23 protein-coding genes are annotated in these 24,736 nt (G+C 58.0%); 7 read left to right on the top strand and 16 right to left on the bottom strand.

The window, feature by feature from the left end; all coding sequences use genetic code 11:
- The first annotated feature begins 89 nt into the window (after nucleotides 1–89).
- The 4 genes from mnmC (at nucleotide 90) to CVE23_RS14935 (ending at nucleotide 4,133) form a co-directional block, all read left to right on the top strand.
- The gene (gene mnmC / locus CVE23_RS14920) at nucleotides 90–2,108 is read left to right on the top strand and encodes a bifunctional tRNA (5-methylaminomethyl-2-thiouridine)(34)-methyltransferase MnmC2/FAD-dependent 5-carboxymethylaminomethyl-2-thiouridine(34) oxidoreductase MnmC1 (protein WP_100849827.1); all 2,019 of its coding nucleotides are present in this window, start codon (nucleotides 90–92) and stop codon (nucleotides 2,106–2,108) included.
- A gap of 65 nt (nucleotides 2,109–2,173) precedes the next feature.
- Nucleotides 2,174–3,007 carry an AraC family transcriptional regulator gene (locus tag CVE23_RS14925; protein ID WP_100849828.1) on the top strand — a complete coding sequence of 278 codons (834 nt, stop codon included), beginning with the start codon at nucleotides 2,174–2,176 and terminating at the stop codon, nucleotides 3,005–3,007.
- An 86-nt stretch (nucleotides 3,008–3,093) separates the two neighbouring features.
- Entirely contained in the window at nucleotides 3,094–3,822 is a 729-nt protein-coding gene (locus CVE23_RS14930; RefSeq protein ID WP_188726071.1) for an AzlC family ABC transporter permease, read from the top strand.
- Nucleotides 3,819–4,133, top strand: a complete 315-nt coding sequence (locus CVE23_RS14935) for an AzlD domain-containing protein (RefSeq protein ID WP_038667383.1) — start codon at nucleotides 3,819–3,821, stop codon at nucleotides 4,131–4,133. Before CVE23_RS14930 ends, CVE23_RS14935 begins: the two co-directional genes overlap by 4 nt.
- Before the next feature lie 87 nt (nucleotides 4,134–4,220).
- Here the strand turns inward: CVE23_RS14935 and CVE23_RS14940 are convergent, their stop codons facing one another.
- The 4 genes from CVE23_RS14940 to CVE23_RS14955 are packed head-to-tail and all read right to left on the bottom strand — an operon-like array spanning nucleotide 4,221 to nucleotide 7,492.
- A complete protein-coding gene (locus tag CVE23_RS14940) occupies nucleotides 4,221–4,646 on the bottom strand; it encodes an organic hydroperoxide resistance protein (RefSeq protein ID WP_038667380.1) in 426 nt (141 codons plus the stop codon).
- 53 nt (nucleotides 4,647–4,699) lie between these two features.
- On the bottom strand, nucleotides 4,700–5,329 hold the full coding sequence (locus CVE23_RS14945) for a glutathione S-transferase family protein (protein ID WP_038919671.1): 630 nt from the start codon (nucleotides 5,327–5,329) through the stop codon (nucleotides 4,700–4,702).
- A 25-nt stretch (nucleotides 5,330–5,354) separates the two neighbouring features.
- On the bottom strand, nucleotides 5,355–6,032 hold the full coding sequence (locus CVE23_RS14950; RefSeq protein ID WP_100849829.1) for a type 1 glutamine amidotransferase domain-containing protein: 678 nt from the start codon (nucleotides 6,030–6,032) through the stop codon (nucleotides 5,355–5,357).
- A gap of 41 nt (nucleotides 6,033–6,073) precedes the next feature.
- Nucleotides 6,074–7,492 carry a coniferyl aldehyde dehydrogenase gene (locus CVE23_RS14955; RefSeq protein WP_038919673.1) on the bottom strand — a complete coding sequence of 473 codons (1,419 nt, stop codon included), beginning with the start codon at nucleotides 7,490–7,492 and terminating at the stop codon, nucleotides 6,074–6,076.
- Nucleotides 7,493–7,799: 307 nt separating this feature from the next.
- Between CVE23_RS14955 and CVE23_RS14960 the strand changes: the two genes are divergently transcribed.
- Nucleotides 7,800–8,696 (top strand): LysR family transcriptional regulator, encoded by an 897-nt coding sequence (locus CVE23_RS14960; RefSeq protein ID WP_038919674.1) that lies wholly within the window; start codon nucleotides 7,800–7,802, stop codon nucleotides 8,694–8,696.
- Between the two features lie 163 nt (nucleotides 8,697–8,859).
- Here CVE23_RS14960 and CVE23_RS14965 read toward each other — a convergent pair whose 3' ends face one another.
- The 6 genes from CVE23_RS14965 to prmB all read right to left on the bottom strand — a co-directional run bounded on the left by CVE23_RS14965 (nucleotide 8,860) and on the right by prmB (nucleotide 13,508).
- Nucleotides 8,860–9,138 carry a YfcL family protein gene (locus CVE23_RS14965; protein WP_038919675.1) on the bottom strand — a complete coding sequence of 93 codons (279 nt, stop codon included), beginning with the start codon at nucleotides 9,136–9,138 and terminating at the stop codon, nucleotides 8,860–8,862.
- A 35-nt stretch (nucleotides 9,139–9,173) separates the two neighbouring features.
- Nucleotides 9,174–9,737, bottom strand: a complete 564-nt coding sequence (locus tag CVE23_RS14970) for an elongation factor P hydroxylase (RefSeq protein ID WP_082170923.1) — start codon at nucleotides 9,735–9,737, stop codon at nucleotides 9,174–9,176.
- Nucleotides 9,737–10,537 carry a sulfite exporter TauE/SafE family protein gene (locus CVE23_RS14975; RefSeq protein ID WP_038667361.1) on the bottom strand — a complete coding sequence of 267 codons (801 nt, stop codon included), beginning with the start codon at nucleotides 10,535–10,537 and terminating at the stop codon, nucleotides 9,737–9,739. The genes CVE23_RS14970 and CVE23_RS14975 overlap by 1 nt, the downstream gene beginning before the upstream one ends.
- 3 nt (nucleotides 10,538–10,540) lie before the next feature.
- Nucleotides 10,541–11,371, bottom strand: coding sequence for a penicillin-insensitive murein endopeptidase (gene mepA, locus CVE23_RS14980; protein ID WP_100849830.1), 831 nt, complete (start codon nucleotides 11,369–11,371; stop codon nucleotides 10,541–10,543).
- Nucleotides 11,372–11,417: 46 nt separating this feature from the next.
- Nucleotides 11,418–12,503 (bottom strand): chorismate synthase, encoded by a 1,086-nt coding sequence (gene aroC / locus CVE23_RS14985; RefSeq protein WP_100849831.1) that lies wholly within the window; start codon nucleotides 12,501–12,503, stop codon nucleotides 11,418–11,420.
- Nucleotides 12,504–12,575: 72 nt separating this feature from the next.
- A complete protein-coding gene (gene prmB, locus CVE23_RS14990; RefSeq protein ID WP_038919678.1) occupies nucleotides 12,576–13,508 on the bottom strand; it encodes a 50S ribosomal protein L3 N(5)-glutamine methyltransferase in 933 nt (310 codons plus the stop codon).
- Between the two features lie 257 nt (nucleotides 13,509–13,765).
- Here prmB and smrB point away from each other — a divergent pair, with 257 nt between their 5' ends.
- Nucleotides 13,766–14,308, top strand: a complete 543-nt coding sequence (gene smrB / locus CVE23_RS14995) for an endonuclease SmrB (protein WP_038667348.1) — start codon at nucleotides 13,766–13,768, stop codon at nucleotides 14,306–14,308.
- Nucleotides 14,309–14,410: 102 nt separating this feature from the next.
- Here smrB and sixA read toward each other — a convergent pair whose 3' ends face one another.
- From sixA to CVE23_RS15015, 4 genes are all read right to left on the bottom strand, one after another.
- Complete coding sequence (sixA, locus tag CVE23_RS15000) at nucleotides 14,411–14,896, bottom strand: phosphohistidine phosphatase SixA (RefSeq protein WP_038919681.1); 486 nt, start codon at nucleotides 14,894–14,896, stop codon at nucleotides 14,411–14,413.
- Nucleotides 14,897–15,775: 879 nt separating this feature from the next.
- A complete protein-coding gene (gene fadJ / locus CVE23_RS15005) occupies nucleotides 15,776–17,968 on the bottom strand; it encodes a fatty acid oxidation complex subunit alpha FadJ (protein WP_100849832.1) in 2,193 nt (730 codons plus the stop codon).
- Nucleotides 17,965–19,284 (bottom strand): acetyl-CoA C-acyltransferase FadI, encoded by a 1,320-nt coding sequence (gene fadI / locus CVE23_RS15010; RefSeq protein ID WP_371205854.1) that lies wholly within the window; start codon nucleotides 19,282–19,284, stop codon nucleotides 17,965–17,967. Before fadI ends, fadJ begins: the two co-directional genes overlap by 4 nt.
- Nucleotides 19,285–19,570: 286 nt before the next feature.
- The gene (locus CVE23_RS15015; RefSeq protein WP_072093503.1) at nucleotides 19,571–19,867 is read right to left on the bottom strand and encodes a YfcZ/YiiS family protein; all 297 of its coding nucleotides are present in this window, start codon (nucleotides 19,865–19,867) and stop codon (nucleotides 19,571–19,573) included.
- Nucleotides 19,868–20,248: 381 nt separating this feature from the next.
- On the opposite strand from CVE23_RS15015, the gene fadL reads away from it, so the two are divergent.
- Nucleotides 20,249–21,514 carry a long-chain fatty acid transporter FadL gene (gene fadL / locus CVE23_RS15025; RefSeq protein ID WP_100849833.1) on the top strand — a complete coding sequence of 422 codons (1,266 nt, stop codon included), beginning with the start codon at nucleotides 20,249–20,251 and terminating at the stop codon, nucleotides 21,512–21,514.
- Between the two features lie 451 nt (nucleotides 21,515–21,965).
- On the opposite strand, the gene mqo is transcribed toward fadL, so the two are convergent.
- Together mqo and mlaA are read right to left on the bottom strand one after the other, a co-directional pair.
- Complete coding sequence (gene mqo / locus CVE23_RS15035) at nucleotides 21,966–23,537, bottom strand: malate dehydrogenase (quinone) (protein WP_038919686.1); 1,572 nt, start codon at nucleotides 23,535–23,537, stop codon at nucleotides 21,966–21,968.
- A 416-nt stretch (nucleotides 23,538–23,953) separates the two neighbouring features.
- Entirely contained in the window at nucleotides 23,954–24,715 is a 762-nt protein-coding gene (gene mlaA, locus CVE23_RS15040; RefSeq protein WP_038919687.1) for a phospholipid-binding lipoprotein MlaA, read from the bottom strand.
- Between the last annotated feature and the right edge of the window lie 21 nt (nucleotides 24,716–24,736).

Below are 24,736 nucleotides of genomic sequence, written 5' to 3' on the forward strand. Positions count from 1 at the left end.
AGTCCGATCAGACTAACTTTTCTCAAATTTGCGACTTAATAAACCGCTCGCTAAAATCTCGCCACCGCTTGAATAATGAGTTAGTTGCCGTGACAAGCCCTTCCATCCAGCATGCAGACCTGAACTGGAACGCTCAGGGTACACCTGTATCGCAACAGTTTGATGACGTTTATTTCTCCAACCAGGATGGCCTGGCGGAAACCCGCTACGTCTTTCTGCAGGGCAACGGTTTTCCGCAGCGTTTCTCCGACCATCCCGGCCCGGTCTGCACCGTGGCGGAAACCGGCTTCGGCACCGGACTGAATTTCCTGACGCTGTGGCAGGCGTTCGAACAGTTTCGCCAGCAACAACCGGACGCCGCGCTGCAGCGGCTGCACTTCATCAGTTTTGAGAAATTTCCGCTGCGCCAGTCGGATTTGGCCGCCGCGCACGCCAGTTGGCCGGAGCTGGCGCCTTTCGCCGACGAACTGCGCCGGCACTGGCCGCTGGCGCTGCCCGGTTGTCACCGGCTGATTCTGGCGCAGGGGCGCATCACGCTGGACCTGTGGTTCGGCGACGTCAACGCCCTGCTGCCCAAACTGGACAACAGCCTGACCCGGCGTATCGACGCCTGGTTTCTCGACGGATTCGCCCCGGCCAAAAATCCGGACATGTGGACCGATGCGTTATTTCACGCCATGGCGCGCTTGTGTCGCAACGGAGGGACGTTCGCGACCTTTACCGCGGCCGGTTTTGTGCGCCGGGGATTGCAACAGGCGGGATTTGACGTCAGCAAAATCAAGGGATTCGGTCAGAAACGGGAAATGCTGTGCGGCACGGTGTCGCACAGCAGTGAACAGCCGCACCCCACTCCCTGGTACGCGCGTCCTGCGGCCACACACCCGCAGGAGGTGGCGATTGTCGGCGGCGGCGTCGCGGCGGTACTGACGGCGCTCGCGCTGCTGCGACGCGGCGCGCGGGTGACGCTGTACTGCGCCGACGAACAGGTGGGACAACGCGCCTCCGGCAATCGTCAGGGCGCGCTCTATCCGCTGCTGAACGACAAGCAGGATGCGTTATCGGGATTTTTCGCCACCGCGTTCGGCTTCGCCCGCCGCTGCTATGACACTCTCGCCGCGCAAGGGGTGACGTTTGAACACGACTGGTGCGGCGTCAGCCAGCTGGCTTACGATGAAAAAAGCACGCGCAAAATCACCCGGATACTGGCCGGCAACTGGCCGGAGACGCTGGTACGCCCGGCGGACGCGCGCACCCTGACCGAACAGGCCGGCGTACCGCTGCACACCCACGGCCTTACCTACCCGCAAGGCGGCTGGCTATGCCCGGCCGAGCTGACCGCATCGGCCTTTGCGCTGGCCTGCCGGCAGGGCCTGCAGGCGCATTTATCTACCGCCGTCGCCGCACTCGCCCACACCGACAGCGGCTGGCAGCTGACGCTGGCGGACGGCCGTCAGCGTCAACACGCCACGGTGGTGCTGGCCAACGGTCATCAGGTAAGCGACTGGGAGCAGACCCGCCGCCTGCCCGTCTACGCGGTGCGCGGTCAGGTCAGCCACGTCCCCGACACGCCGTCGCTGTCCACGCTGCGTCAGGTGCTGTGCTACGATGGCTACCTGACGCCGGTCAGCCCGCATCACCACACGCATTGTATCGGCGCCAGCTATCATCGCGGCGATACGGATACGGATTACCGTGAAACCGATCAACAGCAGAACCGTCAGCGGTTGATTGATTGTCTGCCCGACAGTGACTGGCCCACCGAGGTGGACATTTCCGGGCAACAGGCGCGTTGCGGCGTGCGCTGCGCGATCCGCGATCATCTGCCGTTGCTGGGTCAGGTGCCGGATTACCCACAGACACTGGCGTGTTATCAGGATCTGCCAGAACGGCTGGCTGACGGCGACGAAGTAGCCGCCGCCCCGTCCTGGCCGAATCTCTATTTGATTGGCGCGTTGGGGTCACGCGGTTTATGCTCTGCGCCGCTGGCCGCTGAAATACTGGCATCGCAGTTGTTCGGCGAACCGCTGCCGCTGGACAGCGATACGCTGGCGGCGTTGCACCCCAATCGGTTTTGGGTGAGAAAACTGCTAAAAGGCAAAGCGGTATAGTTGAATTCAGATAGCGCATTCAATACGGCAGCAATTTTATACCAAACAGGATTCGGGAGCGGTTCATGGGAAAACCTTCATCGCGGGAAGAAGTGCAGTTTCACCACCTGAAAGATCTGGGCGGGCTGGAAATGCTGCAGGCTCGCTACCATCACCAGCGTTTTTCCCGCCATTCGCACGAGAATTTCTGTATCGGCGTGATTGAGGAAGGCGCGCAGCGTTTCTATCGTACCGGCGATGAACACGTCGCCCCCACCGGCGATATCATTCTGGTCAATGCCGATGAAATTCATACCGGCCACGCCGAAGTCGCCAGCGGCTGGTCCTACCGCGCCATCTATCCTTCGCCGGACTTGTTATGCCACCTGTCGCGCGACCTGCGCGTGCCGCAAGGCGCCACGCCGTGGTTTCCCGATGCCGTCTTGCATGACCCCGGCTTGTCGGCGCAATTGCGGCTGGCCTTCACCCTGCTGCCGCAGGCAGGCAATAGCCTGTTGAAAGAAACCCTGCTGTTTTCATCATTGAGCTGGCTGATGATGCGCTACAGCAAAACCCGCTCCGACGGACGGACCTTGCCATCGGCGAGCCTGTCCATTCTGCGGGCGAAAGCGTGGCTTGACGAATGCCCGGAGCAGGATATCAGCCTGCTGCAACTGGCGGAGGCAGCCGGCCTTAGCCCGTGGCATTTTCTCAGACAATTCAAGGCGCTGCTGGGCATGACGCCCCATGCTTATCTGGTTCAGGCTCGCCTGCGTCAGGCGCGCTCGCTGCTGATAAAGGGCGTCAGCCTGTCTGACACCGCATCCCAGTGCGGCTTCTCCGATCAGAGCCACTTCAATCGTCATTTCAAACGCGCAATGGGCATCACGCCGGGTGAGTTTGTCCGTACTCTGAAGTAATCAGACATCAGGCAATTTCTTTCAATACCGCCGCCGCTCTTCTGTCTATTCTTCCGGCTTATTCGTTGAAGAAGAGAATCGTGGTTATGTCATTTTCACCTTTCACCGCCTTATCACGACGATATCCGTCGGACTCGGCATCCAACCAATTCCTTAGCGGCGCAGTCGCTATGCTGCCGCTGTGCGTGGCGGTTATTCCCTGGGGCATTCTGGCGGGTTCAATGGCGGTACAGGCCGGGCTGACATTCTGGCAAGCGGTGGGGATGTCGGCGGTTATCTTCGCCGGCGCGGCGCAGTTGGTGACGCTGAGCCTGTTGATGTCGGGGAGCAGCGTCATGACTATCTTGCTGACCGTCATGGTGATTACCGCCCAGCACCTGATTTATGGTCTAACGCTGCGCCCTACCATCGCGCCGCTGAAAGCCCGTTATCGCCTGTTGCTCGGTTTTCTGTTGACCGACGAGTTATTCGCGCTGGCGATAGCCGCAAAGACACGGCTGACCACCGCCTATCTACTCGGCGCCGGGCTGACGTTTTATCTGTGCTGGGTGGTATGCAGTCTGGCGGGCGTGATGATGGCGAATGCGATTCCCCATCTCGATCGCTACCATCTGGATTTTTCCATCGTCGCCACCTTTATCACGCTGGTGGTACCGATGGTCAAACGCCTGCCGGTGCTGGCGGGGACGCTGTTTTCACTGTTGATGTCGATGCTGCTGGCTTACTGGCGCATCGAAGGGGCGATCATGATAGCGGGCCTCGGCGGCATGGCCGTTTCGGTTCTGATGGCGCGGCTTAACGGAGAAACATCATGAGTTGGGGATTATTACTGTTACTGGCGCTGGTCGTATTTGCTTACCGCTACGTGTTTCTGGAACCCGGCGTTCCCGTCAGGCTACCCGCGCTGTTCCGGCAAGCGCTCAACTACTCTGCGCCTTGTTTGCTGACGGCCATTTGCGGGCCGGTGATCCTGCTGCATCAGGAAGCGCTGCGTCCCTTTCCGGACAACCCGTACTTATGGGGCGCGGTGGGCAGCGTGGCGATCGCCTTGCTGGTTCGCCACACCATGCTGGCGGTGATGGCGAGTCTGGGCGTGTTTTATGCGCTCTGTTTCTGGCTGCAATAGCCCACGTTGAAAATAGGGAACAGGGATGGCCGTGTGAGCGCCATCCCTTTATCCGACAAACAATTACAACACTTATCCGAAAAACAATTACAACACGGTCAATGTCACATCGATATTGCCGCGCGTAGCGTTGGAATAGGGGCAAACCTGATGCGCTTTTTCCACCAACGCCTGAGCCTGCGCCTTGTCCATGCCGGGAATGGTAATGCGCAGTTCAACTTCGATACCAAAACCGCCGCCGGATGGACCAATGCCGACAAGACCTTCAATCACCGTGGCGGAGGGAACCAACACTTTCTCCTTGGAAGCCACCAGTTTCAGCGCGCCGGTAAAACAGGCCGCGTAACCGGCGGCAAACAGTTGCTCGGGGTTGGTGCCGGAACCGCCAAGGCCGCCCAGCTCGCGCGGAGTGGTCAGTTTCAGATCGAGGTGATTATCATCGGAAACCGCATGTCCATCCCGTCCGCCGGTCACCGAAGCCTGGGCGCGATAAAGTACTTTCTCAACAGCCATAGTTGTAACTCCCTTTTAAGACAAGATAACCGTTCTAAAATCAGTAAAAGCCGTCAGGCCTGAGTTGATTCCAGACGCTGCGCCTGCTGCCAGCTCGGGATATCCGCAATGCGTTGCGAATAACGGAGAATATGGGGGTACTGTTGCCCCAGATTAAAGCGCTCCGTGACCAGCTTCACCACGAACCCCAACATAAAGTCCGCCCCGGTCAGGCGCTGCCCAACAATAAACTCGCGTGAAGCCAGGTAGTCGTTCAAATAGGAAAATACTTTTTTGAACTCCACCTCGGCATAATCATCCAGAAACTTCAGCGTCTGACCGGTATTTTTCTCAAACTGATTAAAGACTTTCAGTAATACCGGCAGCATGGCCGAGCTTTCCGCAAAATGAATCCATTGCAGATAGTCGGCATAACCCGCATCCTGCTCATCGGGCGCCAGCTGCGGCGCGTATTTACTGATAATGTACTCAACGATGGCGCCGGACTCGGCAATCACCTTGCCGTCAATCTCCACCACCGGCGATTTACCCAGCGGATGGATAGCCTTGAGCGCTTCCGGCGCCAGTTGCGTCTGCGGATTGCGCTGGTAGCGGATCAGCTCATAGGGAAGCTGCGCCTCTTCAAGCAACCAGAGAATACGCATGGAACGCGAAGCATTCAGATGATGCAATCTTATGGTCATTCTGCCTGTTTCCTTTGTCAGCCGATTAGGCCAGTTGTTTTAACAACGCCTTGGCGACCGCTTCCGAACTGGCCGGATTCTGGCCGGTGATAAGCTTACCGTCCTCGACGAGGTAAGGGTGCCAGTCAGGGCCTTTGGAATACAACCCGCCCAGTTTCTGAAACTCGTCTTCAATCAAAAACGGCACCACATCCGTCAATTCCACTGCCGCTTCTTCCGTGTTGGTAAACCCGGTGACCCGGCGACCTTTGATCAGCGGCTCGCCATTGGCGGCCTTGACATGGCGCAAGACGCCGGGAGCATGGCACACGAAACCGATGGGTTTTCCGGCCCGTTCAAATGCTTCGATCAGCGCAATGGAAACCGGTGATTCCGCCAAATCCCACAGCGGACCATGACCGCCCGGATAAAACACCGTGTCGAAATCTTCCATACGCACGCTGTCCAGTTTCACCGTGGAAGCCAGCGCTTGCTGTGCTGCCGGGTCGGCCTTGAAGCGATGGGTCAGTTCGGTCTGAAATTCCGGCAAATCGCTTTTCGGGTCCAGCGGCGGCTGTCCGCCTGCCGGCGACGCCAGCACCACATCAGCGCCGGCATCTTTGAAGGTGTAATAAGGGGCGGCGAATTCCTCAAGCCAGAACCCGGTTTTCTTGCCTGTGTTTCCCAGCGCGTCGTGGGACGTCAATACCATCAGTACCTTCATCGTCATTCTCCTTAACTCACTAATTCAGTAGGTCGTTCGCATCAGCCTTTCAAAAACGCTTCAAGCTGAGACACTTTGTCGCTATAGGGCGCCCGCAAACGCAGGTTGGATGCGCCCTCTTCATCCTGAACCACAACCGCTTTGGCGTGGCTAAAACGGCGGAAACCATGAATGCCGTGGTAAGCGCCCATGCCGGAAGCCCCCACCCCGCCAAAAGGCAGTGCGTCGTTACTGGCATGCGTCATCACATCATTGATGACCAGCGCCCCTGACGTGGTCCGTTCAGCAAACGCGGTTTGCCGCGCCGACTGCTGACCAAAGTAATACGCAGCCAGCGGGCGCGGATGCGCGTTGATGTACGCAATCGCCTCTTCCTGCGAATGACAGGTGCGTACCGGCAACAATGGCCCGAAGATCTCCTCCTGCATAATCTGCATCTCATCGGTGACATTCAGCACCAGATGCGGCGCGATCTTGCGGGAAACCGCATCAAAATCCGGCTCGCCCTGAGGCGCCAGGCTCACCAGCGTCGCGCCCTGTTTTTCAGCATCCTTTAACAGACCAACCAGACGCTCATAGTGTCGCGGCGTAATGATCGACGTATAGTCAGGGTTGTTCTGAAGCGTCGGGAATGCCTGAGCCATAAACGCCTTGCCGGCCTGAACAAAGGCATCAACCTGATCGCCCGGCAACATGACGTAGTCAGGGGAGAGGCAGATCTGACCGGCATTAAAGGTCTTCACGGTCAGGGTACGCTGCGCCGCCAGGCCGACATCCGCATCACGGTCGATGACCACCGGCGATTTCCCCCCCAGTTCCAGTGTAACGGGCACCAGATTATCGGCTGCGGCACGCATCACATGGCGACCAACGGCAGAACTGCCGGTAAAGACCAAATGATCAAAAGGCAGGCTGCTGAACGCAGCGCCAATCGCCGCGTCGCCCAACACCACTTCCAGCTCCAGCGGGTCAAAGTAACGCGCGATCAGTTCCGCCAGCAGTTCCGAGGTGGCGGGCGTCAGCTCCGAAGGCTTCAGCATCGCGGTATTGCCTGCGGCAAATACGCCGGCCAGCGGCCCAAATGCCAGATTGATGGGGAAATTCCACGGACTGATCACCCCGACCACGCCCAGCGGCTGATGCTGTATCCAGGCCTGCATGCCCGGCACGGGGCTGTCGACGAATTCCGGTTTCATCCATTGCGCTACGTACTCCGCGGAATGCTCAAGCGTTTTCACCGTCGTCGCCATATCCGCCACCAGCGACTGATACACGCTGCGATGACCAAAATCCGCATCCATCGCTTTACTGAGCGACGAATAATTTTCCCGGATAAGCCGGGCGCTGCGTAGCAGCCTGTCGCGGCGCAGCGCGGCGTCGGCCGGGCCAGTGGCGATGTGGGCATTCTTCATGGTCTGCAATATCGCTTTTAAATCGTTGGTCGTTTGCGCTAAAGGCATGATGGTGAATCCTTAACAATCGTGTGGTGTCTTTCTTCCCGACAGGCGGGAAAACAAAAAGCGCGTATCCATTCGGCTCACCGTTATTTGGATCGCAGCAGGCGGACGAATCCGCTCAAACCGTAACGCTGGAGTGCGATCCCTTCGCTTGCCGTCCGGCTTTGATATAAATTTTCCTTTACTTCCTGCAAACCGCCTTCCGAATAAAAGGCAGTTATGTTTTGATAGAGCGCACTTTAGCGACGTTAATCAGTTGTGACCAACTAGCATATTTAGGTGTGGATATAAAAAATTTTATGGGTGATACATGTCTCTTGTTCGGCTGAGAACCTTTATTGAGGTGTATCGACAACGCTCTATCAGCGGCGCCGCACGCACGCTTAACCTGACGCAGCCTGCGGTATCACAGCATGTCGCCGGTTTGGAAACGTCGATTGGGCGACCACTGTTTGAGCGGCAAACGCGAGGCGTCGTCCCCACGTCGGTGGCCGATGAACTGGCGGCGGATATTGGCGATCGGCTGGATGAGGCGGAAAACGCACTGGCCTCGGTGAAAGCGCGTTCACTGGAATTGGCTGGCGCATTACAAATCATTGGTCATGCGGATTTTCTGGCCGAAGTCGTAGCCAAACAATTGTTGCCGCTGCTGGAGGTGGGGGTGCGCGTCCGGATGCAAACCGGGGATTACGACGCGATTACCCAAAGCCTGATTGAGGGCTACTGTGATCTGGGGATCTCGGCGGCGCCCTCGCATGACACCCGGTTGAAAAGCGAGCTGATGCTGACCGACGAAGTGATGGCGGTCGCGTCGCCCCAGGTCGTCGCCCGGCTGATGAACACGCCGGATACCCTGGCGGCGATGCAAACCGAACCGGTGCTGGCCTATAGCCTGACGCTCCCGCTTATCGATAACTGGTTTACGGCGAACCGTGTGCAGGCGCCGGCCATCCTTCCCGCCATGGTCGGGCAAGACTTACGCGCCTTATGCAGCCTGTTGTGCCAGGGATTTGGCTGGAGCGCCCTGCCTGCGTATTTATGCACGCCCTATATCGAACGAGGAGAGCTGAGTGAAATTCCCGCCCCCGTAGCGCGTGCCAGCCGAAGTTACTATTTACTCTGGCAACCCAGCGCGCTGCGCCAGCCGCGCGTCGCCCATGCCAGACAGGCGTTACTGTTTCGGTTAAGACAAAAACACGGGCTGTAGATTTGTCGCGCCGTTGAGACAGCCGGATGATGTCCGGGCCAGAAGATACGCCTGTTAGATTTCGTGACCGCACGCCTGCCGGTCACGAAATCAGGTTCAGCGAAGGGTTAAGACCCCATCACAGGTCGACACAGGCGGGCGCCCATTCCGACCCTCGCGCGTGTTACTGCAATTGCGCCTGCTGATACAACGATTCCCAAACCTGGGCGACCAGCGCCTGATCCGGCGGCGACAGCTCGCCGTTATTAATCGCCTTGTTCAGGCTGTCCTGTACCCGGGCATGCAGCGCCTGCGCCGTCTGTTCGCCATGCGCTTCGGCTTCCGCCACCGCCAGCGTCAGGTGGCCGCGCAGGTAACCGCTGGCAAACAGTTCATCATCGCTGGCGTGCTCCACCATATTGTCAATCAGCGTCAGGATGCGCGCCTCGAATTCTGCGATCATTAATGGTCCTCAGTTATCGTGTTGCCCGCCGATCATCACAGATCGGCCGGATAAGGAAAGTCCGCCGCGGTTTGCGGCGCAGTGTGGTAAAAGTCCCGCAGCGCCTGAATAAAGCGCGCAGGTCGGCCGGGCACGCCCTGTTGCAGATAAATCATGACCTGCGCGTGCACCCGGCGCTGGAAAGCGATGCGATCCGGATCGACATCGCCATCCAGATTGTCGCAGCTGACATTAAACGGAAAGCCGGCGGCCACGCAGAACATCCACTCCAGCGCCTGCGGTTTGATTTCCACCGACTCAAACTGGCTCTGGGTCGCGGCGTCGCGTCCGTCCGGACAGTACCAATAGCCGAAATCCACCAATTTGCGCCGCTCTTCACCGGCGATGCACCAGTGGGAAATCTCGTGCATGCCGCTGGCATAAAACCCGTGTGCGAACACAATGCGGTGATACGGCGCCTGATCGTCGGCCGGCAGGTAAATAGGCTCATCGTCGCCCTTCACCAGCCGGGTGTTGTATTCCTCGCTAAAACACCGGTTGAATACGGCGATCAACTGGTCGTAATGGTGAGTGTGTGCAGTTTCAGTCAACATCGTCATCAGAATAGCTGTCCCAGCCAGCGGGCAATCTCGCTGCCGTGGTTGTCATGAATCAATTTGATGCTCATCAGGGCGGACATGATCACCAGCATCGGGCGAATCAGTTTCTGCCCCTTGGTCAGCACCATTCTGGCCCCCAGCCGGGCGCCGATAATCTGCCCGACCAGCATGACCAAACCCACGCCCCATACCACCTGACCGCCCAGCATGAAAAACACCAGGCCGCCGAAATTGGAGGTGAAATTGAGCACTTTGGCGTGCGCGGTGGCTTTCGCCAGATTGAAACCCAGCAGGGTGACGTAGGCCAGCGCATAAAACGACCCGGCACCCGGCCCGAAGAAGCCGTCGTAAAACCCGACGCAGGCGCCGCCCAGCAGGGAAAACGGCAACAGCGACAGGCGCGCATGCCGATCCTCATCCCCCACTTTCGGCATCAGCAGAAAATAGAGGCCGATACCGATCACCAGCACCGGCAGCAACTTACGCAGGAAATCGGCGTGAATCTGCTGAATCAGCCAGGCGCCGAACATCGCGCCCAGCAAGGTCAGCGGCACCGCCAGCTTCAGTATTCGCATGTCCACCGCTTTGCGGCGGATGAAATACAGGCTGGCGGAAAACGAACCGCCCACCGCCTGCAATTTGTTGGTCGCCAGCACCTGAGCGGGCGACAGCCCCGCCGCCAGCAACACCGGAATGGACAGCAACCCGCCGCCGCCGGCGATCGAATCCACAAATCCGGCGATCACGCTAGCCAGAAACAACAGGGCCAGAATATCCGGCCCAACAACGAACCATTCCATGAATTATTCCGCAATCAGATGGCGATCAAGCAACGCCTGACAGGAAGGCGGCAACGGGGGAGGCGTCGTTTTGGCCGGCGGTTCGGCGCCCGGTTTGCGCGGCTGGAACCAGCTGTTCAGTTCAGCGCCGCATCCGTCGCCCGCTGGCGGCGCATCCTGATCCTGACATTCCAGACTATCCGCCGGACAACGCAGCCGCACATGCATGTGCGCGCGATGGGCGAACCACGGCCGGACCTTGTGCAGCCAGTTGCGATCGCCGCCGGCTTCCAGGCACAGTTGCTTTTTGATGGCCGGATTGACGAAAATGCGCGTTACGTCATTATCCTGCGCTGCCGTCTTCACCAGCTTCAGCACATCCGGCGACCATGCGCGCGGATTGACGTTTTTACCGTCCGCCAGCACCAGATCCAGCGGTTGCGGCTGCAGCAACTGCTGCTGACTCCAGCGCTGACGCGGCAGTTGCAGCCAGATATCCACATCCAGCCCCGACTGATGGCTGGCGTGACCGCTGTTGAACCGTCCGCCGGCCGGCATGCCCATGTCGCCGATCAGCACGGTGCCGCCGGTGGCGCGATGCACGCCGGCGCTGAGACGATGGATGAACGCCAGCAGGTCCGGATGACCGAAGTAACGCCGCTGGTCGACGCGCATCACCTGATAATCAGACGACTGCAGCGACAGCGGCTGTGCGCCGATGATACAACCATTGGCAAACGCGCCGATGGCCTGAGGCTGGCCTGCCACCGGGTGGGTTATCTCCTGCCACGGTGTCTTCGCCAGCGCGGCGCTGCAAAACAGCAGCGCCACCATCCCAATCCAGTTTGTTTTCATTGTTTTATGGTATTCGTGTTCGGTGTATTACCGTGTTTTTATAGTGTTACCAACGGGGAACCTGGCTCGTCACGTCCGCGCACTGTGCGCGCTGGCGCAGCAGATGATCCATCAGGACAATCGCCATCATCGCTTCGGCAATCGGCACCGCGCGGATTCCCACGCACGGGTCATGGCGACCGCGGGTGATCATTTCCGTTGCGTCGCCGTCGCGGGTGATGGTGCGCCCCGGCACGGTGATGCTGGAAGTCGGTTTCAGCGCCAGATGGGCGGTGATCGCCTGACCGCTGCTGATGCCGCCCAGAATGCCGCCCGCATGGTTGCTCTGAAAGCCTTCCGGGGTGATTTCATCACGGTTTTCGCTGCCGCGACGGTTCACTACCGCGAAGCCGTCGCCGATTTCCACGCCTTTGACGGCGTTGATGCTCATCAGCGCGTGGGCCAGATCGGCGTCAAGACGATCAAACACCGGCTCGCCTAACCCCGGCGGCACCGACTCAGCCACCACCGTGATTTTCGCGCCGATGGAATCGCCCTCTTTTTTCAGGGCGCGCATCAGTTCATCCAGCGCGTCGAGCTTGTCCGCGTCCGGGCAGAAAAACGGGTTTTGCTCCACCTGCGCCCACTCTTTCAGTTCGCACACCACATCGCCCATCTGCGCCAGATAGCCGTGGATCACCACACCGTGCAGCTGTTGCAGGTATTTTTTGGCAATGGCGCCGGCGGCCACGCGCATAGCGGTTTCACGGGCGGAAGAGCGACCGCCGCCGCGGTAATCGCGGATGCCGTATTTCTGCTCATAGGTGTAATCGGCGTGACCGGGGCGGAACAGATCCTTGATAGCGCTGTAGTCCTGCGAGCGCTGATCGGTATTTTCAATTAACAGACCGATACTGGTGCCGGTAGTCACGCCTTCAAACACCCCGGACAGAATACGCACCTGATCCGGCTCGCGGCGCTGGGTGGTGTAACGAGAAGTCCCCGGACGACGACGGTCCAGGTCGTGCTGCAAATCGGCCTCGGTCAGCGGAATACCCGGCGGTACGCCATCCACCACGCATCCCAGAGCGATGCCATGAGATTCACCAAAGGTGGTGACACGGAAAAACTGACCAATACTGTTTCCTGCCATCACGGCTCCTTAGCATTGAAAAAACATCAGGGCGCCAGACGGATATTTACCGCCCGCCGCCCTGCGGAGGGATTAATCCCGGTAAAGGCTGAAATGCGCCTGACAGTCCAGCAGTTGGGAACGGGTCAACATGAAGACGCCGTCGCCGCCGTTGTCGAACTCCAGCCAGGTAAACGGAATATCCGGATACTGCTCCATCAGGTGCACCATGCTGTTGCCGACTTCACAAATCAGCACGCCCTCTTCGGTAAGAAAGTCCGGCGCGCATGCCAGAATCCGGCGCACCAGCTTCAGGCCGTCGCTGCCCGCCGCCAGTCCCAGCTCCGGTTCGAAGCGGTATTCCTGCGGCAGGTCGGCCATGTCTTCCTCATCCACGTACGGCGGATTGGTGACGATCAGGTCATACTGAATCGCCGGCAGGTCACGGAACAGGTCGGAACGGATCGGCGTCACGTTGTATTCCATGCCGTGCTGCTGGATATTCTGTTCGGTCACCGCCAGCGCCTCGTCGGAAATATCTACTGCATCCACTTCCGCTTCGGGGAACGCCTGAGCGCAGGCGATGGCGATGCAACCGCTGCCGGTGCACAAATCAAGAATATGATGCGGCGCGTTGGGCAACAGCGACGCAAAGCGATTGTTGATCAACTCGCCAATCGGCGAACGGGGCACCAGCACCCGCTCATCGACATAAAACTCCAGTCCGCAAAACCAGGCCTTGTTCGTCAGATAAGCCACCGGAATACGCTCGTTGACGCGGCGAATCACCCGCTCGACGATGCGATGACGCTCGCTGGACGTCAGCCGGGCGAGGTACATGTCTTCCGGAATATCGATCGGCAAAAACAGACTGGGCAGCACCAGTTGCAGCGCCTCATCCCACGGATTATCGGTGCCGTGTCCATAGTAGACGTTGGCGGCGTTAAACCGGCTCACTGTCCAGCGCAGCATATCCTGAATGGTATGCAGATCGTTGACCGCCTCATCGACGAAAATTTTGTCCAAGTTTGTCCTCCACAGACTACTGTCTCTGTAATCGCATGTTTCTGTGATGGCAATAGTTTGCCATGAAGACGGCGACAAATCAGCAGATATCACCGCCGGACGGCGCGGAGCGGGGGATGCAACGATAAGGTTTTGTTTAGCGACCGGCACGGAACAGGTAAACTATGCGAATATCAAAACTATGCGGACACCGAAACTATGCGGATACCGTATTGAGGTTCTGCAACAGAACCGCGACGATGACAGAGTGACGCAAAATGAAAAAAAAATTCATGCTTGATGACGAGGAGCAGGCGCTTTTCCGCACGTCGGTGGCGGGCGCCACCCGGTTACGTCAGGACACCTATGTTCACCGTCCGGCCCGTACCAAACCCGGCGCATTGCCGCCACGACGGATGATTCAGGAACAGGTGGACGCCAGTTTCTATTTCTCGGACGAATTCCAGCCGCAACTGGAGAATGACGGGCCGACGCGCTATGTCCGGCCGGGCGCCAGTCATTACGAGCTGAAGAAACTGCGTCGCGGCGACTATTCGCCGGAACTGTTTTTGGATTTGCACGGACTGACGCAGCTGGAAGCCAAGCAGGAACTGGGGGCGCTGCTGGCCGCCTGTCGGCGCGAACATGTCTACTGCGCCTGCGTGATGCACGGCCACGGCAAACACATTCTTAAACAGCAAACGCCGTTGTGGCTGGCCCAACACCCGGACGTGCTGGCGTTTCATCAGGCGCCGAAGGAATTCGGCGGCAATGCGGCCTTACTGGTGCTGGTGGCGCAGGAAAGCGCCGACGAGGAATAACCCTCCTCTCCTCACCTTCTTCGCCGTTCTGGAAAATCGCCTGCGGCGGGAAACCGTATGAAAACCGAACAGGAGCCGCTAACGGCGCCTGTTGTCGGACGATCAGGGTTTAACTTTGGCCGTCAGTTGGGACGGCGTGACCTGCCAGTGGTATACGCCCGCACCGGAGACATCATCCAGCTCGACGCTGGCAATGGCCGACGTGGCGAACATGGGCGCGGTCTCAGACGGGCACAGCCCGGCGACCAGATATCCCACCAGCGGCAGGTGGGATATCACCAGCACCGCGCTGGTGCCTTCTTTCGCCAGCGCCAGCAGATAGTCGCACACCAGTTCGGCGTTGCCTCCCGGCGTCAGCTCCGGCAGACATTCACTTTCCGGCAGCGGCAACACCTCCGCCACGACCTGCAACGTCTGCTGAGCCCGTACGTAAGGGCTCACCAGTACCCGATCAATATCAATCGACTGATCGTTGAGCCAGGCTGCCATCTGACGAGATTCTTCATCTCCCCGGCTGCTTAAAGGCCGGAGCGCATCACTGGCGGCGTCAGGTACGGCATCACCATGACGCATGATCAAAACTTGCATATTACACCGCTATATTGATGAAAAAGGGCAATAAAACCCTGGGGATAGCTTCAGATTAGCTGAATCGGCACGGAGCCGTTTTGCGGCAGGTCACAGCCTGGTATCGGGCATCGCCACATCATGCTGATGGCGTTTTGACCAGCGCAAAGCGCATTTTTTTACCCCAATTGCCGGCGAATCGCAACCAACCGCATCATGCGCCACGCTGCGCCACGGCCCCGCAATCACGCCGTAGTCGGCAACCTCCCGTTTTTTCAGGCAATTAACCTTAATTTTTTCAGGGCAAAGCCGGCATCACGTCATCATAATATGCTGTCGGCTCGCTTTTAGATTTCATTTAACAGCAGTTTAGACTAAAAAATAATTTTCATTCAGATAAAAAAATTATCAATCCCCACAATACAGAATAAACCGGCACCGGTTTTATTTTTCTGACACTTTTACACTTTTTCATCTTATAACCGCGGGAAACACTGGAAAAAATACCCCGCCTCACTATAGTGAACAGAGAAAACACCGGTGCCGAATACAGTACGTTTAAATAATTCAGCGCGGTATTATGCCCAGCATTCAGGGAATTGTTGCACTGGGTGGTAAAAACGATGGACCGATTAAATAAAAAGCAAGCATTTTCAATAAAATACAATTATCACTCCGCTAATGCATCATTGCATTCAGCATTTTTATCAATTAATTTTTTCACCTAAAAGTGAATCCGATAAATAAAGTTTTTCGTCAGCCAATAAAATAATTTTTTAAACAAGATTGGGTTATTTCATTCAAAAAATCTGCCTTTCGGCTTTTTAATTTATTATTTACTCATCCGACAAGAATAAAAAACGAGGGTGGATAACGGGTTTAGGTTTCTCCTTCACCCGCTCAGCGCTCCGTTTCATCAGCAAAGCCAACCAGCTGCGACTGTCGCCGGAGCAGCCCTTCCGCTGGCGCAAACCGATCGCCGTACTGCGCCTGCAACGACAGCAGGGTTCCCACCACCGTTTCTATCCCTAATTGATTCATGTAGTGGAACGGGCCGCCCAGAAACGGCGGAAATCCGATTCCCATCACCGCACCGATGTCGCCGTCGCCTGGACGGCGGATCACTCCTTCATCCAGACAGCGCACCGCCTCATTCAGCATCATCATGACGCAGCGCTGCGCAATCAGCGCCGGATCCAGATGCGCTTTGGGCGTCACATCCAGCAATGGATAGAGGCTGCCATCGGACACTTTGCCCCGACGCCGCCACAAACCGCATAACCGTTCATAACGCGACTGATCGTAGCGATAAAAGCCGCGGCCGTTCTTGCGGCCTTTACGATTGTCGCGGGCAATGGCTTCCAGCGCCGGCGGCGCACAAAACCGCTCGCCCAGTTCCGCCACCAGTACCGGTACAATCTTCATCGCCACATCAATCCCCACCTCATCCAGCAAGGTAAAGGGGCCGACAGGGAAACCGAAACGCACCAGCGCCTGATCAACCGATTCGACCGGTTCGCCTTCCAGCAGGCAGCGAGCCGCTTCATTCAGGTAAGGCGCCAGAATACGGTTAACATAAAACCCGGCTTTATCCGCTACCACGATCGCGGTCTTGCCCTGCTTCTTCGCCAGCGCCACCGTGGTGGACAACGTCTGCTCGCTGGTTCCGGCATGCGGAATAACTTCAACCAGCGGCATCTTGTCCACCGGGCTGAAATAGTGCAGGCCAATCACCTGCTCGGGCCGGCTGGCGCCGGCGGCGATCTGATGAATCGGCAGCGACGACGTATTGGTGGCAAACACCGCATGCGGCGGCGTCACCGCTTCGGTTTCCCGCACCATCTGCTGTTTGAGCGCCAAATCTTCGAATACCGCTTCCACTACCACATCGACGCGCTCAAATCCCCGGTAATCGGTCCCGCCGGAAATCAGGCTCATTTGCCGCCGCTGCTCTGCGGGCGTGATGCGGCGGCGCTCGACCTGTTTGCTCAACCGTTGCCAGCTGTTGCGCAGCGCGAGGGTGATGCCTTGCTCATGAATATCTTTAATCCTTACCGGCAATCGGCCGTTCAGCGCGGTGACGCCGGCGATGCCGCCGCCCATCAAACCACCGCCCAGCACCCCGACCCGGCGCAGTGGGCCGGGTTCGACCGGCGCGCCCCGATCTTTTTTCAGGGCCGTGGCGGTAAAAAACAGTCGCCGCAACGCCACGGACTCCGGCGACGCCACCAGTCGGCCGAAAGCGCGAGCCTCCGCTTGATAGCCAGCCTGACTGCCCTGCTCCAGACCACGCCGCACCACCGCCAGGATACGCGCCGTCGCCGGGTAATTGCCCTGGGTTTTCGCCTGCGTCTGTCGCCGCACCCGCTCAAACAGCCAGCGGCGTACGTAAGGCAGCATCAGTAACCGATGCCGCCAGCCGGGCGAAGACGGTTGGCGTTTACCCCGGCGGATAAAGCCCAGCGCCGCCTCCAGCAAGACCGCGTGCGGCACCACCTCATCCACCAACCCGAGCCGCCGCGCCTGAGTCGCCCGCAACTGCCGCCCGGTCAGGATCAACTCCAGCGCGCGGTCCACGCCAATCAGACGCGGCAGCCGCTGGGTGCCGCCTGCGCCCGGCAATAGCCCTAATTGCACTTCCGGCAACCCGAGACGGGTACTGTCGTCCGGCGTACAGAGGCGATAATCGCAAGCCAGCGCCAGTTCCAGCCCGCCGCCCAGACAGGCGCCGTGAATGGCCGCCACCACCGGGAACGGCAGATGGGCGATCGCCTCCAGCGTTTCCTGCCCGGTTTCAGCCAGCGCCTGCGCCGCCGCCGCGTCGGCACAGGCATCCAGCATGCCGATATCCGCCCCGGCGATAAACGATTCCGGCTTGCCGGAGAGGATAACCAGCCCTTGCAGGCCACTGTGCTGTCGGGCCTGCGTCAGCACCGCGCGCATCTGTTCCGCGAATTCCGCTTTCAGGGTATTCACTTTCTCGCCGGGGACATCCACGGTAATCACCCCGATATGATCGGGGCGTAGCGTCAGTTGGAAAGCGGCGTGCGCCTCATGTTCGTGCGCCTGATGCATCGAATTCAGCTCGGTCATTGCGTTACCTCCAACACCATGGCTGCCCCCAGACCGCCTGCCGCGCAGGCGGTAACCAGCCCCAATCCGCCGCCTCGCCGGCGCAGTTCATGCAACGTCTGGGTGATCATGCGCGCGCCGGTCGCGGCAAACGGATGCCCATAGGCGATCGAGCCGCCCCGCACATTGAAGCGCTCCCGGTCCACCTCCCCCACCGGCGCGCTGCGCCCGAGTTTATCGCGGGCGAATTCAGCGCTGGCGAACAGGTGCAGATTAGCCAGTGTTTGAGCGGCGAAGGCTTCATGCATGTCGATCAGCGCCAGATCATCGAGCCGGATACCAGCCCGATCGAGCGCCAGCGGGGTGGCGTACGCCGGCCCCGCCAGCATGTCCTGCTGTACCGGAATAGCGCTGAACGCATAGCTGCGCAGGTAGCCAAGCGGCGTCAGTTTCAGTTCGCTGGCGCGGGATTCGCTCATCAGCAACACGGCGGCGGCGCCGTCGGTTAACGGCGAACTGTTGCCGGCGGTCACGCTGCCGTAGCGACGGTCAAAGGCAGGTTTCAGGCGGGAATACTGTTCCGGCGCGCTGTCGCGACGAATCGTGTTGTCTTCATTAATCGCCTGCTTATATGGCGGCACCCAGGCGGTCATCACCTCGTCACGCAGTACGCCGTCGGCCCAGGCCTGCGCGGCGCGTTGATGGGAGAGATGAGCGAACGCATCCTGCGCATCGCGGCTGATACGGTAGTCTTTCGCCATCTGCTCGGCGGTATCGCCCATGCGCAGCCCGGTGGAATACTCCGCCACGGCGGGCGCCACCGGCAGTAAATCCCGTGGCCGCAGGCGAGCGAATAACGCCAGCCGCTGGCGGAAGGTTCTGGCGCGCGAAAGATCGACCAGCGTACGCGCCAGCGCCTTGCTGACGCCGATAGGCAGCACGGAAGCCGAATCAGCGCCGCCGGCGATGCCGATGTCGATAGCACCGGCCAGAATGCTTTCCGCCACGTTGGCGACCGCCTGGAAGCTGGTGGCGCAGGCGCGGGAGACGCTATAAGCATCGGTATGCACGCTCATGCCGCTGCCCAGCACGATTTCGCGGGCGATATTGGGCGCCTCCGGCATCTGAATTACCTGCCCGAACACCAGTTGCTGCACCAGCTCCGGTTCGACGCCGCTGCGAAGCAACAGCTCATTGACCACCAGCTTGCCCAGCTCCAGCGCCGGAATACCATGATAAACCGTTGCCTGCCGGGCAAATGGGGTTCTCAGCCCACTGACAATCGCAATGCGGTCGCCACGCCGGGTGACCAGCGGCACTACTTCGCGTTCGCGCATAACCATTCCGTTCATCCCTTTTCAGAGACCGATGGGGTCTGAACTCATTGTTAACCTGAAGATTACATTATGCAAACAAGCAGATACCAAACAGCGAGCCGCGCCACGCTTCCGGGCGCTCATACGCAACGGGAATAAGGCGGCAAAGATAATGAAACAGAAAGAATAATGAGGCGGGAAGACTCGGGGAATGCGGCTGATCTCAGCGAGTCAGCCGCAAAGCGAAGGCAAGCACGCCGCTATTGATCGCGGTTAACGTGATCGCGGGCTAGCTCAGGATGGCCGGTTAGCGCAGGCCCAGCTGGAAGATCAGGGTTTCAGCCTGGCAGCTAAACGTGAAATCCATATCCAGTTTGAATCCGCCTTCCGCCTCGGACAGACGGGCGTCAATCACGCAAGGTTCGGATTCAACCGAACGGGCTTTTTCCGTCAGTTGCTTCTGCGTCTGTTCCGCGTCGCTGCGGTGGGGAAATACACGGCTGTAAGATGCGGTGCAATCGGTGTTATCCATTACGGTTCCCACATCCACACAGCAACAGGCGGCGGTTTCTTCTGCGCTACATTTGTTAATCGCGTTTGTCATGGCAAAACTCCTCTGCGGCGACAGGCGCCTCCACAATCGGAAGCACGCTATCCATCTATTCTGCCCCCATTTTACTCACCACAGCCGTCTATCACTAGCACTTACCGATTAAAGGGGTATTACGTGATGTAAATCACATCTTAACGTTATTTTTCAATGAAATAGGCTAAATCATCTAAACATAATCATGACATTTGTTAACTGGATCTAATTTCTGAATCATTTTTGCAACATTTGTGGAACTGAAAGAAAACATTTCATCGTTTTACTTTTATACTTTTCGCAACTGGTCTGATTTGTCAGCCCATTAACCCCCCCTACAATGCGCGTCCCTTGTTACACGCTTAACAAAAATTACAAACGTTCAGTGAGGTTTCGGTCATGAGCCAGAAAGTCCTGTTAAAGAAAACATCACTTGCTGTGGCGCTGGCGCTAATGGCATCCAATGCAACCGCTGCAGGTTTCCAGTTGAATGAGTTCTCCTCATCCGGCCTGGGGCGCGCCTTTTCGGGTGAAAGCGCCATTGCAGACAATGCGACCTCCGGCAGCCGCAACCCGGCGACCATGACGATGTTTGATCGTCCGGCCTTTTCCGGCGGCGTGACCTACATTAACCCGGACATCGACCTGCGCGGCTCCAGCAGCACCGGCCGTGACGCCAGCGCAGACAATATTGCGCCGCACGCCTGGGTGCCCAACCTGCATTTCATCATGCCGCTGAACGAGCAGTGGGCGGTAGGCGCATCCGCCACCACCAACTTCGGTCTGGCGACTGAATTCAGCGACAATTTCAGCGCCGGTTCCATCGCGGGCAAAACCGACCTGAAAACCTCCAACCTGAATCTGAGCGCGGCCTATCGCCTCAACCAGCATTTCAGCTTTGGTCTGGGCGTCAACGCCGTGTACGCCGATGCCAAGATTGTGCGTAACGCCGGCGAAGTCGGTCCGGCGCTGGGCGTACGCTCAACGTCCGAGATCACTCATCTGGATGGTAAAGAATGGGGCTATGGCTGGAACGCCGGCATCCTGTATGAACTGGATAAAAACAACCGCTTCGGCCTGAGTTACCGCTCCAAAGTCGACATCGACTTTGATGGTTCCTTCCGAAGCGACCTGGCGGCGCCGCGCGGCACCAGCGGCGCCACCATCCCCGGCAAGCTGACGCTCAACCTGCCGGAAATGTGGGAGCTTTCCGCTTACCACCGCGTCGCCCCGCAATGGGCGGTTCACTACAGTCTGGCCTACACCAGCTGGAGTTCCTTCCAGGAATTGCGCGCCACCGGCAGCAACGGCCAGCAACTGTTCCAGAAAGACGAACGCTTCCACGATGCCTACCGCATCGCGCTGGGCACCACGTACTACTACGACGACAACTGGACTTTCCGCACCGGTATCGCGTTTGACGACAGCCCGGTACCGGCCGACAAACGCACCATCTCCATCCCGGATCAGGATCGTCTCTGGCTGAGCGCCGGCACCACCTACGCCTTCAACAAAGACGCCTCGGTGGATGTGGGCGTGTCTTACATGCACGGTCAGAAAGTGACGATTCACGAAGCCGGCGTCGCGGCCAACCTGCCCTCTTACACCTTTACCTCTAAAGGCCGGGCGTGGTTGTACGGCGTGAACTTCAACTACAGTTTCTAACCCGGGTACCTAACCCGTATTCGTAAAAAAGGCCGCTATCGCGGCCTTGAGACTGTTGACAAACAGTTCTGTGTCTTGTGAATGGTGAAGTTTGTCCGGTCAGTGAATAGTTTCGTGCAGGATAAGCGGTGTCATTTCTTTGCTGCTTCATCGCACGCACGACAAGGAGAGGTTCAAACGCCACCTCTCCTTGACCACTGGCTGGGGGCTAAACTGTGGCGCTGCACGCTACCTTCGGCGTTCGCCTTCGCTGTTCGGGCCGCCAGTGACGTGCTCCCAGCACGGCACTGGCTTTCGCGACGTCCTGTCGCTCACCCGGCGAAGTCGCCCACCTCAGCACAGTTTTTGATGCCGGAAAAATGCTTCATCCTGTACTTAAGGGCTTTGTCAGAAATCTGAAGGCCGCTATCGCGGCCTTTGGTTTTATGGGAAGTCGGCTATGCCGGCGGTATTATTCCGGCTTCACTTCCATATAGTTCAGTTTCAGCGTGCTACTGGTGTAACCGCGGATCTTGTTGGTCAGGTCGATATTGCCTTCCAGTTTCTGGCCGTAAGACGGAATGATTTCCTTCAGTTTGGCCTGCCATTCCGGCGTCGCAACCTTATCCTTGAACACGGTCTGCATCAGGCTCAGCATGATCGGCGCAGCAGTGGACGCACCCGGCGACGCGCCCAACAGCGCGGCGATGGAGCCGTCTTTGTCGCTGACAATCTCGGTGCCCAGCTTCAGTACGCCGCCCAGATCTTTGTCTTTCTTGATGACCTGTACGCGTTGACCCGCCACCGCCAGACGCCAGTCAGACTGTTTGGCCTGCGGGAAGTACTCTTTCAGCGCGGCAAAACGGTCATCGTCGCTCATCATTAACTGACCGATCAGGTATTTCACCAGATCGAAGTTATCGATCCCCACATTTACCATCGGCATAAAGTTGGAGGTGTTCATGGACGAGAACAGATCCCACAGCGAACCGTTTTTCAGGAATTTGCTGGAGAAGGTAGCGAACGGCCCGAACAGCAACACCTGCTTGCCGTTGAAGATACGGGTATCCAGATGCGGTACGGACATCGGCGGCGCGCCAACCGAGGCTTTACCGTATACCTTGGCGAGATGGCGTTTTACGATGTCCTGATTATCGGTGACCAGAAACTCGCCGCCGACCGGGAAACCGCCATAGTTGCCCGCTTCAGGAATGCCGGATTTCTGCAGCAGTTGCAGCGCCGCGCCGCCGGCGCCGATGAACACGAACCTGGCTTTGATCGCGCTTTCTTTACCGCCGTTTTTCAGGTCGGCAACCACTACGTCCCAGGTTTTATCCGGGTTGCGCTTGATGTCGCGTACTTCGTTGCTCAGTTTCAGGTTGAAAGTCGTATGCTGTTTCAACCCATCCACCAGTTGGCGGGTGACTTCGCCGTAGTTGACATCGGTGCCGATCGGCATACGGGTGGCGGCAATCTTCTGTTGCGGATCGCGCCCTTCCATCACCAGCGGGATCCACTGCTTGATCTGATCCGCGTTGTCGGAGAACTCCATGCCGCGGAACAGGGTGCTGTGCTGCAGCGCCTGATAACGTTTGTGCAGGTAATTAACGTTGTCGTCGCCCCACACGAAGCTCATGTGCGGCACGCTATTGATAAACGACGACGGGTCTTTCATCACATTGTGAGAAATTTGATAAGACCAGAACTGACGGGAAACTTCGAACGCTTCGCTGATTTCGACCGCCTTGCTGATGTCAATCGAGCCGTCGGCTTTTTCCGGCGTGTAGTTCAGTTCCATAAAAGCGGAGTGGCCGGTACCGGCGTTATTCCAGCCGTTGGAGCTTTCCTCCGCCACATTATCCAGACGCTCGACCATGCTGATGGTCCAGTTCGGCTCCAGCGCCTGCAGATAGGTGCCCAGCGTGGCGCTCATGACGCCACCGCCGATCAGCACCACATCCACTGCCTTACTTTCTTCCGCCATGACAGGCTGTGCCAGCCCTATGGCGCCCAGACACAAGGTGGTAACCAATAGTTTTTTCATGTTTATGTCCCGTTATGTCAATGTGTCATCCCTGCAGGTGAACAAGGGTGATTCCAGATTAGCGAGATAACGATGCAGGAGCGATGAGCCATGAGAAACACGGCGGCAACCCGTAGCAGGTGCGCGACAACGCCTTCGTCTATTTCAGCATAGAGCAAAAATGGCTGACGGCAGGCGGAGATAAGAGCGCGTTACGCCATACGCGGATTGCTGCTCAGGGCTGCTGAATCGTTACCCTCTCTAACCGGCTGTTATTATTGTTACATAGACGGTGGAAATAAATTTATGTAATTAAATAAACGCTCAACAACAATATAACGTTTCACAAACAATCAGTTTGGCGGGTTTCAGGCGGGCAGGTAAGAAGAGTTGTGACAAAAGGCGCCCGCAGGCGCCTATCAATACTAAAAAAACGCTTATTTATCTGAATCGATTTCGTCCAGACTGCCTTCAATCGCTTTAGCGTTCGGGTTTGCCACCGGGGCGGATTTACCGTCGTTAGCCAGGAAATCGTGCCGCTGGAAATAGGCGTCGCGCACCATCAGATAAGGGTCGGACGAATTACGCAGCAGCCCGTCGGAATCCAGCAGGCGGGCGCGGGTTTCCAGTCCTTCCACCGCCCACTTGCCGGCGGACATCCAGAAAGTGAGATAACTCAACGGCGGATAAAGCGTATCCACTACCCCGCCGCCGTCTTCACGCAGCGTGGCGCTGCCATAACCCGGCAGCACCAGATAAGGCCCGTAGCCTACATCGTAATGCCCCAGCGTACTGCCGAAACGGTGCGGCTCTTCTTTCGCCAGTTTCGGATTCGCCATTGCCGCGACGTCGATCAGGCCGCCCATCCCCAGCAAGGTGTTAAGGAAGAAGCGGTTAAAGTGAATCATCGCCTGATAGGGTTTACCCTCGGCGAAATAGTTCACCATGGTGGCGGGTTCAGACAGGTTGACGAAGAAATTGGTCAGACCATTGCGCGCCGGTTGCGGCATATAATCGCGCCAGACCACCGCTGCCGGGCGCACCACATACGGATCCAGCACGTTGTAGTTGAAGCCGAACATGGTGCGGTTGAATCCTTCCAGCGGATCCGAACGCTGCTCAGGCGCTGAGGTTTTAGAGCTGGCACAGCCGGCAAGCAATGCGCTCGCCAGTACCACACCACCCAGACGAAAATTCATAACGTATCTCCCTGCTGAACT

The organism is Dickeya fangzhongdai, assembly GCF_002812485.1.
In the GTDB taxonomy this organism is placed as follows: domain Bacteria; phylum Pseudomonadota; class Gammaproteobacteria; order Enterobacterales; family Enterobacteriaceae; genus Dickeya; species Dickeya fangzhongdai.